We start from the raw sequence: 14,987 nt of genomic DNA, 5'->3' as shown, positions 1-14,987 counted from the left end.
CCCCTGTCCGGATCGTGTCACGCTGCGAGATTCGCGCGCTCTCGCAGCGCCGATCGAACCGCAAGCTTGCAGCGAATCGCAAGTCCGACGCGCAGCGCCAGCCGCAGCGGTGCCTGCCACCAGTGCGGATGACGGTCGGCCTGGAACCGATAGGCCGACGCGTGGTGGGCCGGCAGCATGGTCTCGGGGTGGCGGCCGGCAGCGTGCCCCTTGGCATGGGTGACCGCCGCCGAGGGCACGAACACATTGTGCCAGCCGGCCTTGCCCATGCGGTCGCCGAAGTCGACGTCCTCCATGTACATGAAATACCGCGAGTCGAAGCCGTCGATGGCGTCGAACGCGGTCCGCCGGACCAGCAGGCACGAGCCGGACAGCCAGCCGACCGTGCGCTCGGTGATCTGCTCGTCCTCCTGGCGGTACCGCCGGGTCCACGGGTTGGCCGGCCACAGCGTGCCCAGCACCGCGTGCCCGGCGCCGTCGAGCAGGTTGGGTACCCGGCGCGCGGACGGGTAGATGCTGCCGTCGGGCTCGTGGATCAGCGGGCCGATCGCGCCGGCGCGCGGCCAGCGGCGGGCGGCCGCCAGCATGATGTCGATGGCGTCGGCTTCCCAGCGCACGTCCGGGTTGGCCAGGACCAGGAATTCGATTTCCGGGTCGATCTCGGCGACGGCGCGGTTGATGGCGCCGCCGTAGCCGATGTTGCCGCCGGTGCGCAGCAGTCGCACGTGCTCGTTGGATTCGGCGGCCAGTTCCGGGGTGCCGTCGGTGGAGCCGTTGTCGGCCAGGATGACCTGGGGCTTCTCTCCGGTGGCGAGGGCGAGCGTGCTGATGAAGTGCTCGAGGTGCTCACCGGGCGAGTATGTGACCGTGACCACGGCCAGTGTGGGGCGTGCGACTGAATCGTTCACGGAGAGGCAGCCTAACCGTCGTGGCCGGCGCGTGCGCCGGGACGGGCAGCCAGGACCGCCGCGTGCACGGCCGCGCGCCAGTCCCGCAGCGGGGTGAGGCCGGCGGCGGACCAGGCCCGCGGGGACAGCACCGAATATGCCGGGCGCCGAACGGGACTCGGGTATTCGTCGCTGGTGCAGGGCCGGACCCGGCCGGGATCGGCCCCGAGTTCGGTGAATACGGCCCGCGCCAGCTCGTACCAGCTGGCACTGCCGCCGTTGGTGGCGTGCAGGATCGGCGGGATCGGGTGTGCGCGACCGGGCAGGCGGGCGGCCAGTTCCAGCAGTCCGGCCGCCAGATCCGGTGCGTACGTGGGTGATCCGATCTGGTCGTCGACCACGGTCACGGTGTCGCGCTCGCCTTCCAGCCGGCGCATGGTGGCGACGAAATCCCGCTGGTCGCCGGTGTACACCCAGGCGGTGCGGACCACGACGGCCGCGGGGGCGAGGGCGAGCACGGCCTGCTCCCCCGCCAGTTTGGACCGGCCGTAGACGCTGGTCGGCCCGGTCGGATCGGACGGTTCGTAAGGAGCGGTCCCGGTCCCGTCGAAGACGTAGTCGGTGGAGACGTGGATCAGGTCGGCGCCGATCTCGGCGCAGGCGGTGGCGAGGACCGCCGGTCCGGTCCCGTTGACGGCGAACGCTGCGGCCGCCTCGGTCTCGGCGCGGTCCACGGCGGTGTACGCGGCGCAGTTGATCACCACGTCTCCGCGGCGCAGCAGCGCGGCGGCCGCGGCGGGATCGGTGATGTCGAGGTCGGCGCGGCCCAGCGCCAGCACCTCACCGGCGCCGGCCGCCGGCGCCGCCGCGATCAGGGCGCGGCCGAGCTGACCGGCCGCACCGGTTACGACCAGACGCGGGTACTGCACAGCATTCACGGCGGCAAGTCTGGCACGGCACACCGGCCGAGGTTGCCCGGCACCGGGGCCGACAGTGATTAGCCTCGAGGACGGGGAGGATCGCGCGGGCCTGCACGTCGTCGAGCCCGCACTCGGTGAACAGCTTGTGCCCGCACTCGACGAGTGCATTCCGGAGGTCGCGGCGGTGCCGTGGCGCGGTGGAAAGGACGTGTCGTGCCGGTTCCGAGCAGTGACAGGACCTCGACCCGGCCACGCCGGACCGGCAGCCGCCCGGCCGGTGCCACCGGCTCGGCGTCCCGGGCGCGGACCGGCCGGGCGACCCGCACCCGGGTCACCGAACGGCGCCCGCGCCTGGTGGACCGGTTCGGTGCGCGGGTTCGCCGGCTGGCCCGCGAGGTGCGGGGCGTGGTGCGCGCCGCGGATCTGCCGTCGGTGCTGCGCCCGGCCGCGCTGCTCGACAGCGTGCGCCACGGCGACCGGCGGCAGCGCGGCCGGTTGCTCGCCGCGGGCACGGCGGCGGTGGTGCTGCTGGTCACCGGCGTGGGCTGGCACAGTGTGGCCACCATCGTCTCCAGCATCGACCGGATCTCGAACCTGGGTTTGGGTGGCGCGGACGACGGTTCGACCGACATCCTTCTGGTCGGGGTGGACAGTCGTACCGACGCGCACGGCAATCCGCTCAGCGACGCCGACCGCATCCGGTTGCACGCCGGGGACGATGTCAGCACCAATACCGACACGATCATCCTGCTGCGGGTGCCGGGCGACGGCCGGTCGGCGACCGCGCTGTCCATCCCCCGCGACACCTATGTCGACATTCCCGGCGTCGGCATGGGCAAGATCAACTCGGCGTACGGCACCACCAAGGAGGCCGCGCGCAAACAGCTGGTGGAACAGGGCATTTCGGAGGCCGAGGCCGAGCGCCGCTCCACCCTGGCCGGACGGCAGGCGCTGATCAAGACGGTCGGCCAGCTGACCGGCGTCACCGTGGACCACTACGCCGAGATCGGCATGCTCGGCTTCGCGCTGCTCACCGACGCCGTCGGCGGGATCCCGGTGTGCCTGAACGCGGCGGTGGACGAGCCGATGTCGGGCGCCGACTTTCCGGCCGGACCGCAACGGCTCAACGGCGCACAGGCCTTGAGCTTCGTGCGGCAGCGGCACGAACTGCCGCGCGGCGACCTGGACCGGATCGTGCGCCAGCAGGTGTTCATGGCGGCGCTGGTCCACCAGATGATCAGCGCGCAACTGCTCACCAGTCCCACCCGGCTGCAACACCTCAGTGACGCGCTCGGCCGTACCGTGGTCCTCGACGACGGGTGGAACGTGCTGTCGTTCGCGCGCGAACTGCACGATCTCTCCGGTGGGCAGGTCAAATTCGAGACCATCCCGGTCACCGATATCAACTACATGACCGACGCGGGCCAGTCCGTGGTGCGGGTCGATCCGGACGCGGTTCGGGCCTACGTCTCGGCCACCACCGGCCGGACCGCGGGCGGGCTGGATCCGGCGTCGGTCAGCGCCGACGTGTACAACGCCGGTGGCGTGCCGGGACTGGCCGGGCAGGTGGCGGAGGTCCTGGCCGGGCACGGTTATCGCACCGGCACCGTGGACAACTGGATCGGCGGCCCCGTACCGGGCAGCCGGGTGCTGGCCGCGAACCGCGACGACCCGAAGGCCCAGGCCGTCGCGAAGGCCCTCGGCGGACTGCCGGTGATCGCCGATCCCGGCGCGGGGCAGGGCGCGGTGCGGGTAGTGCTCACCGGTGACTACTCTGGTCCGGGCTTGCCCGCGGCCACACCGGTCGCGTCGTCCGGGAGTGAACCGTCGGCCGTCCCGGCACCGGCGCCGCCGCCCTTGGACGCCGGCCAGAACGGACCGAAATGCGTGAACTGAACCAGACTCTGACCGATGCCCTGCTGCAGCCGATCCTGGCGCGCGACGGCGCCGGACCCCGCATCACCTGGTACGACGATGCCACCGGCGCCCGGATCGAGCTGTCCGCGATTACCCTGGCGAACTGGGCGGCCAAGACCGCCAACCTGATTCGCGACGAGTTCGGCCTGCTGCCCGGCGCCCGGGTCGCGGTACTGCTGCCCGCGCACTGGCAGACCGCGGCGGTCCTGCTCGGATGCTGGTGGGCCGGAACGGATGTGGTGCTCGACCCCGACCCGGACGCCGAACTCGCGCTGGTGACGGCCGACCGGATCGACGACGCGGATCAGATCCCCGAGATCGCCGCCCTGTCGCTGGACCCGATGGGTCTGCCGGTCCGCGGACTGCCGGTGGGTATCACCGATTACGCCACCTCGGTCCGCGTGCACGGCGACCAGTTCGCCCCGTCCGGTACCGGGCCCGCCTTGGCCGGCCGCCCGGTGTCCGACATCCTGACTGCCGCCACCGAATCCGCTGCGCGCCAAGGCTTCACCGCCGAAGATCGGGTCCTGTCCACCGCCGCGTGGGACACGGCCGAGGAGCTGATCGACGGCCTGCTCGCGGTCTACGCCGCCGGGGCCTCGTTGGTCCAGGTAGCCAACGAGGACCGCGCCGGCCGGGACCGCCGCATCGCGAGCGAACGGATCACCACGACCCGCTCCTAGCGGTCGAAACCCGACCGCCTTGTGCCACAGGCGTACTCGCGAACCCCCGGGCTCGAGCGGAACTTCAACTGAAGCCGACCACCCGGTCGCCCCACGCGTGCTGCAGATCCCGGTCCGGATCGTCGACGACGGTGTCCACCGCGTCCAGCAGCATCGTCGTGCGGGTGTACTGCCGGTACGGCGGCCAGTGTTTCGACCCGTCCAGCGCGGCCGGTACCCCGTGGGCGGCAAATGCCAACCACCGCCGCATGATTCGACCCGACACCTCGGTGGCGGCCTTCCGCCCGCCCAGCCAGAAGGTCGGGTCGTGCGGGAACGAATCGAAATTGCCGAAGACGTAAGGCAATTCGGTCGCATGCCCGGCACCGACCCGAGCCGCGCGCAGCATCGGAGTGGCGTGGTCGAACCGGTACATCCAGGTGCGCGAGTGCCGGGAGTGCGCGTCGGCGACCCAGTGCGCCGGCATCCGGAATGCGGCATCGGTGGACATGGCGAGCGCGCCGCGCGTGGTGGCCAGATCCGGGTAGGCGGCGGTGATCTCGGCGATCCGCTCCGGTGACAGACCCGGGTGGTCGGCCGCCACCGCGGCCAGCATGGCGTTCACCGCCTCCGGCGTGACCGGCAGGATCGGCGACCGGAACAGCCGGAACAGTGACGCCTCGTCACGATTGGTCCCGATCAGCAGCGGCACCCGGTGCGAACGCCCCTGCTGGAACCGGTCCACCGGGAACGCGGGCAGCAGATCGCCGTCGACGACCGGCATCGCGGCCAGCCGGCCGGGGTTCTGCAGCGGCACCTCGTCGAGCAGCACGGTCGCCGCGTCCACGATCCGCTCGATCGGGCATTCCAGCAGCTCGCCGACCCGGTTCCAGGGCAGCTCGACCAGTTCCAGGAACCGGCGCGCGACGCCGGCCGCGCGATCCTGGCCGGAGACAGTGGTGGCCGGCGGGCTCTGCGCGATGGCCCGGTGGAACAGCCCGGCCGCACGCGGCGAGGTCAGCAGCGCGGTCACACAGCCCGCGCCGGAGGATTCCCCGAACACGGTCACATTGCCGGGGTCGCCACCGAAGCCCTCGATATTGTCGCGGACCCACTCGAGGGCCGCGATCTGGTCGTGCAGACCGAGATTGGGGACGAACGCCGGATCCAGCGACGACAGATCGAGGAAACCGAGCGCGCCGAGACGGTAATTGACGCCGACGACCACCACGCCACCGGTCTCGGCCAGTTTGCGTCCGTCGTAGATGGCCTGAGCGGCGGTCCCGAGGCAGTAGGCGCCGCCGTGCAACCACACCATGACCGGCCGGGGTTCGGTGGTGTGCTCGGCCGGTGACCACACGTTCACCCACAGGCAGTCCTCGCCCATTTTCAGGGCCGGATCGATGGGGACGGTGTCGCCCAGATTCTGCGGGGAGATATCGCCGAAGGTGGTGCACTCGCGGATGCCGTCCCACGGCGCCTTGGGCACCGGGCGGGCGAACCGGAGCGGACCGGCCGCGGCCTCGGCGTAAGGAATGCTCCGCCACACGTCGACCGTGCCCTGGCGTAGGCCGCGCACCGTCCCGGTGACGGTCTGCGCGATCGGGCCGGGTCGGCCGCTACTGCCCGCCGGCTCGGCGATCGGCGGGCTGGTCGGGACACCCGATTCCACCTCGAAGAACTGAGCGGTCATCGTGCACCTCCTCGCAATTCCTTGGAATCGAGAGTACGTGTTCGATGATCGCCGGCGACCGGATCGAGGTCACGCCACGGACGCGATTTCGCGCGCGAAACCCGAGGTCAGCGGTCGATATGCCCGAGGTCACGGCCGGGTGCGACCCGGTCGCGTACCCGCTGTTTCAGAATTGTGATCTCCGGGAAGCCGCCGTCGGCCTTGCGCTCCCAGATCTGCTCGTCGTCGACGCTGATCCGGAAGACGCCGCCGGTACCCGGGAGCAACGCCACCTCGGTCAGGTCGGTGCCGAAGGTGTTCAGCAATTCTTGAGCCATCCAGGCGGCACGCAACAGCCACCGGCACTGGGTGCAGTATTCGATCGCGACACGAGCCATGCCCGCACCCTAGCCGGGTTCGGTCAGGCGAGCAGGTCGCCGTCGACGTACACCCAGGCGCCGTCCGCGCGTCGGAAGCGGCTGCGTTCGTGTAGTTCTGCGCGGCCGGCGGCGTCGCGGTAGTGGGCCCGGAATTCGACGACGCCCGCCTGGTCGAACGGGCCGCCCGCCTCGGTGGCGAGTACTTCCAGGAACAGCCAGCGCTGGGCCGGGTCGAGTTCGAGGGTCGCGGGCCGGGTGCGCGGGTCCCAGCTGCGCAGCAGATAGCCGGTGTCGCCGACGGCGAAGGCCGTGTACCGGGATCGCATGAGCGCCGCGGCGGTCGGCGCCGGGCCGGAACCGTCCAGCCGGGGCGCGCAGCAGGCGGCGAACTGCTCGCCGCTTCGACAGGGGCACGGATCGTTCGGGGCACTCGGCACCCCGTGATCATTCCTCGAGCGGGTGGCGCGGGTTCAGAACGCCCCGAATCCGCCGAACACCCCGAGGAGATCGTTGGCCAGCTGGCCGAGGCTCGAGATCACCGACGAACCGTCGTTCACTACTGCCGATCCGGACGAGGAGAGACCCATGCTGACCAACCCTTCCGCGCGGTTCAGGTCTAAACGGACAATTCGGCACCGAAGACGCTACCGGTAAGCGCGGTCGGCAACCCGGAAGGAATGCGGCGCGGCGGAATCGGGTGCGGCGGTCAGGTCGTGCGGGCGAGTGCGGCCACGAGTTCCGTGGTCTCGGTGTACCAGCCGCGCAGTTCCGCCGCGGTCGGCGCGAGTTCGAAGTCCTGGTGGTGGCCGGCGCGCGACAGATTCGCCCACAGGGCCGATACCCGGTCGGCCAGGCGGGCACCGGTGTAGGGCGCGAGGGCGAGCAGTTGCGCGCGCATGCTGCAGCGGGCCAGGTCGGGCGCGACCTGCCACCAGAGTTCGTCGAGGGCCTGTTCGACGGTGAGGCGCAGGATCCAGACGGTCGCCCGCGACCACAGTCCCCCGGCGTCGGTGACCTCGCCGTCGAGCAGGTCCGCGGCTGCGGCCAGCCGCTCCTCGACGGTCACGAGCGGGCGCTGGGTCCTCATCGGTCCAGCCAGGCGACGACTCGGCGGGTGCCGGTGAGCAAATCGGCGGGGTCACGGTCGATGCGAATGTGCGCACCGGCGGCCGCATCTCGCACGATCTGCCGCACCCAGCGGTGCTCGGCGTCGAGGTAGTCGTTGAGTTCGTCCACCTGGTCGGCGGCACCGAGTTCGGCCAACGCCAGTTTCTCCCAGACGGTTCGGGCCCGATCGATGCGGCGCTGCACCTCCGCGTGCGCGATCCCGGCGCCGATCAGATCGCGGCGGATCCGGGCCAACGCGGCCGCCTCGATCGCCGAACGGCAGCAGGTCACCACCAGTTCCACCGCGATATCGCGCGGCAGCTGCCGGGTCCGCAGCAGGGCGTTGGCGTCGGCGAGGTAGCGGCGCACCGGATCCTCCCCGGCCCGCACCTCGACCCGGGACCCCTCCCGCCGCTGCACTTCGCGGATGGTCGCCGGAAGCCGCAGTCGCCGAACGGATTCCGCGAGCCGAGCGTCGTGGGTGAACACCACCACCTGTCGGCCGCTGCGCGCGGCCGCGGCCAGGACCCGCGCGAGCCCGTCCACCTTGGCCGGATCCATCGCCTGCACCGGATCGTCGATGAGCAGGAAGCCGAAGGGACTGTCCGGCACGGTCGCTCGCGGCAGGAACAGCGACAGCCCGAGCGCGTGCAGCTCGCCCTGGCTCATCACTCCCAGCGCGGTACCGCCGGCGTCGTCGACGGTCACGTCCAGGACCACCCGCCGCCCCGCGTTCGCGGTGCCCTGCAGGCGGATCGTGCCGAGATCGACATTGCTCTGCTGGCGCAGGCCGGTCCAGATCCGCCGGGCGTGGTCGGCCAGCGGTGCCATGCGCTGTTCCCGCAGGTCGGCCGCGGCCGTCTTCAACCATTCCTCGGCTCGCCGCACGGTCCGCAGCTCGGCGTCGGCGACGGCCACGGTGGTCGCCGCTTCGAGCCAGGCGCGCAGCCGCGGCAGCAGTGGCGCCCACACCGCGTCGATCCGGTCGAGTTCCTTGGTGGCCGCGTGCCGCAGACTGCGCAGGGCCAGTTCGGTTTCCGCGTGCGCCGCCGGCAGCCGGCGCGCCAGCTCCGCCGGGTCGTGGGTGTCGTGGGCGCAGGCGGCCCAGCCCGCCCACGCGGCGGCCGCGGGCGCCGGGTCCACCCCGGCGGTCGGCGGCTGCCACGAATCCAGCTCGGCCGGAACTGGTTTCACCAGATCGCCGGCGGCACGCAGCGCACGGTCGAGGTCGGCGCGGGCCGTGGTGAGCGCGGACCCCGCCTGGGCCAGCCGGTCCATCTGCTCATCGGCCGCACGCCGCCATTGGGCGTCCAAGGTTCCCTTGCCACAGACCGGACACGGGCAGGCATCCGGCTCCGCCGCGGCGAATTCGCCTGCGCGGCGCAGCAGTTCGAGTACCCGCAGATCGGCCTCGGCACCGGAGTGCCCGCTCAGGTCCTCGGCCCGCGCGACGAGGTCGGCGGCCGCGGCGGCGACCACGTCCGCCGCCGGCAATTGCAGCGCGACGATCCCGAGCAGGCGGTCGATACCGCCGGGATCCTTTCGCACGGTGTCGATCTCGGCCGCCACCGCGGTCAGATCCGGATCGGGGGCGCCGAGCAGGGCGGCCACCCGGATCGCGCGCTCGTCGACCAGCCCGCCCAGGGCGGCGGCCAGCGCCGCCCGCTCCTCGCCGACCGCCCGTGCCGCACGTTCCAGCTCGAGCCGCCGGGCGCGCAGCCGTTCCTGCGCCGCGGTCAGCTGGTCCAGCCCGAGCAGCCGGTGCAGGGCGTCGAACAGATCGGCCGGCCGGCCGTCGACCAGGGCGCCGAGCTCGCTGTAGGAGAGGAAGGGACGGTAGAGCTCCAGCGCCGCCGCCCACTCCTGCGGCCGGAACGGGCCGGGTGGCCGACCGTGCCGCTGCTCGGTCCAGGTGCCGTCGGCGAACTCCGCGGTCTCGGTCCATTCCCGGGTGATCCGCAGTTCGGGTTCCCCGGCCGCGACCAGCTCCAGCTCGATCCGGGTGTCGTTGCCCTCGTGCAGGTTTCGCCAGCCGTCCCGCCAGACCGCCGCCCGCCCGGACCAGCGGCGGGTATCGCCGGTCAGCGCCAGTTCGGCCGCCTCCGCGAAGCTGGACTTACCGGAACCGTTGCGGCCCACCACGAGTGTGAGGCCCGGGCCGGGATCCAGCTCGAGCGCGGCGGCCGGGCCGATCCCGCGGAATCCGCGTACCCGGATGGCGCGCACGAAGATTCCCGATCCCGGCGACTGCTCGTCGGCGGCGTCCTCCGCGCCCAGTGCCGCGCGCACCGCGGCCGCGACCTCGGGCGTGACCGCCGGATCGGCCGCCAGGCGCTCGGCCCAGTTGGTTCGCGTCACGGCGGCATCCTCCCGATCGACACACGCGCGGGCAGCGGCCCGCCGCCTGCCGAAGCTACCGGACCGCGCGAAACACCGCTCGGACAACATCTCCGGCCGGGTGAACCGGCCCGGCGGGACGGAAATGGTCATCGGAAACGGCCGGCCCGGCCCCGATGACCACCCCTCGACCGTCCCGGCCGGGCAGTTCGTCGGACACCCACGGAAAGGGATGGTTCGGACGGAGCCGAACATTACAGAATCCCAGAACATTCCGGCCCGCGCAAACGGAAGCGAACATACGGACCGGTCCGAACCCACTGTCGCCGAGGAACTCCCGCGCGCGAGCGGAGCGGTAGCATGCGAAAGTCGGCTCGGCGGGAGGGAAACGGCCAGAGATGTTGCGCCACGGTGAGGTGTTCGCCGGCTACGTCGTCGAGCGGGAACTGGGCCGCGGCGGGATGGGCTCGGTGTTCGCGGCCCGGCACCCGCGACTACCCCGTCTGATCGCGCTGAAGCTGCTCAACCGCAACCTGTTCGGCGACGAGATCACCCGCACCCGGTTCGAGCGCGAAGCCGATGTCGTCGCCCAGCTGGATCATCCGAACATCGTCACCGTCTTCGATCGTGGTACCGAGGACGAACAGCTCTGGATCGCCATGCAATACGTCGACGGCACCGATTGCGCGTCCATCGACCCGGCGGGCCTGGCGCCGGAACGCGCGGTGCAGATCGTGCTCCAGATCGCCGACGCCCTCGACTACGCCCACAGCCGCGGCGTGCTGCACCGCGACGTCAAGCCCGCCAACATCCTGCTGTCCCGATCCGCCGGTGCCGGTGTGGGATTCGGGGAACGGGTGCTGCTCACCGATTTCGGCATCGCCCGCGTCGTCGACGACAACCAGCATCTGACCCGCACCGGAACCTTCAACGCCACCATGGCCTACTGCGCCCCGGAACAGCTGACCGACGGCCCGGTCGACTTCTACGCCGATCAATACTCCCTGGCCTGCACCCTGTTCCGGCTGCTCACCGGCGCTGGCCCGTTCGACGCCGACAGCCTGGGCGCGGTCATGCTCGGCCATATGCAGCAGCCGCCGCCCCCGTTGAGCTCGCGCCGCAAGGGCCTGCCACCGGTCCTGGACCAGGTGCTGGCCCGCGCGCTGTCCAAACAGCCGGCCGACCGCTATCCCTCGTGCAGCGAATTCGCGCAGGCCGCGTGGCGGACCTTCAGTGGCCCGGTCGGCCCGCTCAGCACCGCCTTGCGCACCCCGCCGGCGATCCGGCAGGCCCGCACGCACCCGTCGCTGTCGCTGCGCGACGTCGTGCACGGCGGGCTGCTCGGCGGCGCGGTCGGCGACGCGCTCGGCGCGCCCGTCGAGGCGATGCTGCTGGCCAATATCGTCCAGCGCTACGGCCAGGAAGGCGTCACCGGCGGCCGGAACTCGTTCGAGGGCCGCATCTCCGAGGAAACCCAGCTGACCTTGTTCCTCACCGAGGCGCTGATCCGCAGCTCGGTGCGGGCGCGGGCGCGCGGGATCGGCACCACCCTGGGCCTGGTCCAGGAAGGCTTGCTGGTCTGGTTGCGTGGCCAGGGGCAGCCGCTGCCCGAGCAGTCGCATCCGCTGTTCAGTTCGCTCGAGCGGTACCCCGAGCTGATGAGCAACCGCGGACCGACCAGCTCCACCACCAAGGCCATGCGCCTGGTGGCGGCGCGCGGCCAGCCGCGTATCCCGCTGGGCACCCGTACCGCGCCGATCACCGATTCCAAGGGCTGTGCCGCCACGGTCCGCTCGGCGCCCTGCGGTTTCGGCCGCACACCCGAGCACGCCTTCGAATTGGGGTGCGACACAGCAGCACTCACGCACGGCGACCCGAGCGGCTGGCTGCCCGCCGGTACTCTCGCGGCGATCGTGGCCGGCCTGGACAGCGGGCTGACGACCGCCGCCGCGGTCGACCGGGCCCGCGCCATCCTCACCCGGCACCCGGCGCACCTGGAGACCTCGACCGCGCTCACCACCGCACTGCGGCTCGCCGACGAGATCACCCGGCACACCACCACCGTGCCACCGGTCGGCGCGCTGAAACCGCTCGGCTTCGGCGTCATGGGCCCGGAGGCCCTCGCGCTGGCGGTGTGCGCGGCGCTGACCGCCGAGGCGGCCGGCGGCACCCCGACCGAGATCTTCCGCGCCGGAGTCCTACTCGCGGTGAACCATTCCGGTGACAGCGATTCCACCGGCTCGATCGCCGGCACGATCCTCGGCGCCCGCCACGGTGTCGCCGCGATCCCGGCCGAATGGCGCACCGCGCTGGACGCGGCCCCGATCATCGAGCACCTCGTCGCCGACTTCTGCCAGGAGTTCGGGCCGAACCCGCCCGCCACCGCGGTCGGGACCCCCACCGACGAGTGGTTCGCCCGCTACCCCAGCTAGAGGTCCGCGATCGCGGCCAGCGGCGGTGTGCGGGCCGCCCGCACCCCCGGCCACAGCGCGGCCAGCACCCCGACCACACCGGAGCCGATCAGCATCGCGATCACCTGCGACCACGGCACCACGATCGTGCCCAACCCCAGATCACTGAGCGTGCTGAGGAAGCCGAAGCCCAGCGTGAGCCCCAGCGCCACCCCGACCGCGGCACCGAACACCGCGATCAGCATCGACTCCAGATAGATCGTGCGCCGAACCTGCTTGCGCTGCATGCCGACCGCGCGCAACATGCCGATCTCGCGGCGGCGTTCCACCACCGACAACGCGAGCGTGTTCACGATGCCGAGAATGGCGATGACGACCGCCAGCGCGAGCAACCCGTACAGGATGGCCAGGATGGTGTTGATCTGCTTGCCCTGCTGACCCTTGAACTGCTCGCGGTCGTCGACCTGCACCACGCCGAAGGCCTTGACCGCGTCCTCCAACTTCGGCCGCAACGCCGCCGCGTCGGTGCCCGGGGCGGCCTTGACCAGCACGATGATGTCGGCGCGCAACGCCAAGCCCATCATCTGCTGGTACACCGCGTCCGGCACGACCAGCGGCCCGAGCAGCGGGGTGTCCTTGTAGACACCGGCGACGGTGAAGGTGAACTGCTTGCCGTCCACGTTGGTCAGCCCGACCCGCTGGCCGGCGTGCCAGTTGTATTTGCCCGCTTGGGTTTCCGAGACCATGATGTCGTCGGCACCGAGCCGGGACACACCGGAGGACAGGCTGAAGTCGATCACGTGGTCCATCGGGCCGTCGGGCGAGATGCCGCCGATCGTGTCGTCGCCGACCTTCGCCGCCACCCCGCGCATCGAGACCGCTTCCGCCACACCGGGAACGGTCTTGACCGCCTGGGCGGTACCCAGCGGCAGGACCACCAGCGCGCCGCCCTGCGGTCCGGCGAGAATGTAGTCGGCCTTCACGCCCTGATCCACGACGGAACCGACACTGGCCTTCGCCGAGGCGCCCAGCATGCCGATGGCCGTCACCAGCATCACCCCGAGGGTGAGCGCGAACGCCGTCGCGGCGGTGCGGCGCGGATTGCGAATCGCGTTGTTGCGCGACATGTTCCCTATCGCACCGAACGGCCGCACCAGCACGCCCAGCACCGCCACCACCGGACGCGACACCCACGGCGACACCATGAGCGCGGACAGGATCAGAGCGAACGAGCCGATCCCGACCACGATCGCGGCCGACTTCCCGGTGTGCTGCGCACCCAGCGCGACCAGCACCGCACCCGCGACCCCGAGCACGGCACCGCCGACCGTCCGCCACCGCAATGTGTCACCGGTGGAAGCGAATTCGGCCCGCATGGCCTCGACCGGCGGGGTCTTCGCGGCCCGCCGGGCCGGCACGTAGGCGCTGGCCACGGTGACCACGAGCCCGACCAGGATCGCCACCACGAAGGTCCGCGGCAGCACCTGCAGCGCCCCGGTCGGCAGCCCCAGCGAGAACGCGTCGAGCAGCGCGGACAACCCGAACGCCAAGCCGATCCCGCCGATCAGACCCAGCGCACTGCCGAGCAGGCCGATCACCGTCGCCTCGGCGATCACCGAGTTGCCGACCTGGCTGCGGCTGGCGCCGATCGCCCGCAGCAACGCCATCTCGCGCAGCCGCTGGGCCACGATCATCGAGAAGGTGTTGTAGATGATGAAGGTGCCCACCACCAGCGCGATCGCCCCGAACGCGAGCAGGAAGTAGTTCACGAACTTCAGCGCCTGGCCGATCTGTGCCTTGAGATCCGCGCGGACCTGGTCACCGTCGAGCACCTTGAAGTTGCTCGCGTTCGGCAGGTCTTTCGCGATCCGGTCCCGCAGGGTGTCCGGCGGAACCCCGGGCTTCGCCGCGATGTCCACGTACGCCACGTGCTGGCCGTCGGTGAACAGCTGCTTGGCCTGCTCGGCCGGGAACAGCATGCCGATATAGCCGCCGCTGTCGGACGCCAGGTCGTAGAGGCCGGTGACGGTCACCTCGACGGTGCCGTGCGAGGGGATCAGCACCTTGACGTGGTCGCCCACGTGCAGCCTGGCGTGGTCGGCGCCGCCGTTGTTGACCGCCACCTCACCGGTCGCCGCGGGCGGCGTGCCGGCGACGAACTTCTTGGGCGCCGCGATGGACTGCTCGGGCGGCAGATAGGACATGCCGAAGCTGGGCGCGCCGCCGGTCTGCACCGGTTTGCCGTCGCGCAGCACCACGATCGGGCCCTGCTCGGCCGGCGCCACCGCGCGCACGCCGTCGGTGGCGGCGATCCGGTCGACCATGTCCAGCGGGACACCCAGGGACTGCATCTGTTTCGGCTGCACCCGGACGTCGACGCCCTTGGCCTGGTCGGCGAAGATGCCGTCGAAGGTGTGCTGCAGGGTGTCGGTGAAGACGAAGGATCCGGCCACGAAAGCGGTGCCGAGCACGACCGCCAGCAGGGTCAGCGCCAGCCGCACCTTGTGCGCGGCCAGATTGCGCAGCGCCACCTTGCGCATGGGCTTGCCGGATCGCTCGGACTTCCGCTGCGTCACCGCCTCCGGCCGGTGCCGGCCGGTCGAATGATCCTGCCCGGCAGTGACTTTCGCGGCCTCGGCGGGATCGCCGTCCACTTCCGCCCGCAGCCGGGCCGCGATCTCGGCCGCCGGTACG

The 14,987-nt window shown here is 71.5% G+C and carries 11 protein-coding genes; 3 read left to right on the top strand and 8 right to left on the bottom strand.

Going from position 1 to position 14,987, the window contains the following annotated elements; translation table 11 throughout:
- Positions 1-17: 17 nt before the first annotated feature.
- On the bottom strand, positions 18-908 hold the full coding sequence (locus EBN03_RS01900; protein ID WP_233608046.1) for a glycosyltransferase family 2 protein: 891 nt from the start codon (positions 906-908) through the stop codon (positions 18-20).
- Between the two features lie 11 nt (positions 909-919).
- Positions 920-1,816 (bottom strand): dTDP-4-dehydrorhamnose reductase, encoded by an 897-nt coding sequence (rfbD, locus tag EBN03_RS01895; protein ID WP_407671082.1) that lies wholly within the window; start codon positions 1,814-1,816, stop codon positions 920-922.
- A 423-nt stretch (positions 1,817-2,239) separates the two neighbouring features.
- On the opposite strand from rfbD, the gene EBN03_RS01890 reads away from it, so the two are divergent.
- Together EBN03_RS01890 and EBN03_RS01885 are read left to right on the top strand one after the other, a co-directional pair.
- Positions 2,240-3,703 (top strand): LCP family protein, encoded by a 1,464-nt coding sequence (locus EBN03_RS01890; protein WP_407671081.1) that lies wholly within the window; start codon positions 2,240-2,242, stop codon positions 3,701-3,703.
- Positions 3,691-4,407 (top strand): TIGR03089 family protein, encoded by a 717-nt coding sequence (locus EBN03_RS01885; protein WP_122186072.1) that lies wholly within the window; start codon positions 3,691-3,693, stop codon positions 4,405-4,407. The genes EBN03_RS01890 and EBN03_RS01885 overlap by 13 nt, the downstream gene beginning before the upstream one ends.
- Positions 4,408-4,471: 64 nt before the next feature.
- Here the strand turns inward: EBN03_RS01885 and EBN03_RS01880 are convergent, their stop codons facing one another.
- The 5 genes from EBN03_RS01880 to EBN03_RS01860 form a co-directional block, all read right to left on the bottom strand.
- Entirely contained in the window at positions 4,472-6,079 is a 1,608-nt protein-coding gene (locus EBN03_RS01880) for a carboxylesterase/lipase family protein (protein ID WP_122186071.1), read from the bottom strand.
- Positions 6,080-6,186: 107 nt separating this feature from the next.
- Positions 6,187-6,456 carry a SelT/SelW/SelH family protein gene (locus tag EBN03_RS01875; RefSeq protein WP_122186070.1) on the bottom strand — a complete coding sequence of 90 codons (270 nt, stop codon included), beginning with the start codon at positions 6,454-6,456 and terminating at the stop codon, positions 6,187-6,189.
- A 23-nt stretch (positions 6,457-6,479) separates the two neighbouring features.
- Positions 6,480-6,875, bottom strand: a complete 396-nt coding sequence (locus EBN03_RS01870; RefSeq protein WP_122186069.1) for a YchJ family protein — start codon at positions 6,873-6,875, stop codon at positions 6,480-6,482.
- A gap of 269 nt (positions 6,876-7,144) precedes the next feature.
- Positions 7,145-7,525: a hypothetical protein gene (locus EBN03_RS01865; protein ID WP_122186068.1), complete on the bottom strand. Its 381-nt coding sequence runs from the start codon at positions 7,523-7,525 to the stop codon at positions 7,145-7,147.
- Positions 7,522-9,903 carry an AAA family ATPase gene (locus EBN03_RS01860; RefSeq protein WP_233608044.1) on the bottom strand — a complete coding sequence of 794 codons (2,382 nt, stop codon included), beginning with the start codon at positions 9,901-9,903 and terminating at the stop codon, positions 7,522-7,524. The genes EBN03_RS01865 and EBN03_RS01860 overlap by 4 nt, the downstream gene beginning before the upstream one ends.
- A 377-nt stretch (positions 9,904-10,280) precedes the next feature.
- On the opposite strand from EBN03_RS01860, the gene EBN03_RS34435 reads away from it, so the two are divergent.
- On the top strand, positions 10,281-12,314 hold the full coding sequence (locus EBN03_RS34435; RefSeq protein ID WP_199742561.1) for an ADP-ribosylglycohydrolase family protein: 2,034 nt from the start codon (positions 10,281-10,283) through the stop codon (positions 12,312-12,314).
- On the opposite strand, the gene EBN03_RS01845 is transcribed toward EBN03_RS34435, so the two are convergent.
- Positions 12,311-14,833: an ABC transporter permease gene (locus tag EBN03_RS01845; protein WP_122186724.1), complete on the bottom strand. Its 2,523-nt coding sequence runs from the start codon at positions 14,831-14,833 to the stop codon at positions 12,311-12,313. The two genes, EBN03_RS34435 and EBN03_RS01845, sit on opposite strands and share 4 nt — an antisense overlap.
- Between the last annotated feature and the right edge of the window lie 154 nt (positions 14,834-14,987).

Origin of the sequence: Nocardia stercoris (genome assembly GCF_003696265.1) — a bacterium.
Taxonomy (GTDB): Bacteria; Actinomycetota; Actinomycetes; order Mycobacteriales; family Mycobacteriaceae; genus Nocardia; species Nocardia stercoris.
The sequence above is the reverse complement of the archived record's forward strand: the minus strand, read 5'-3'. Positions and strand labels throughout refer to the sequence as shown.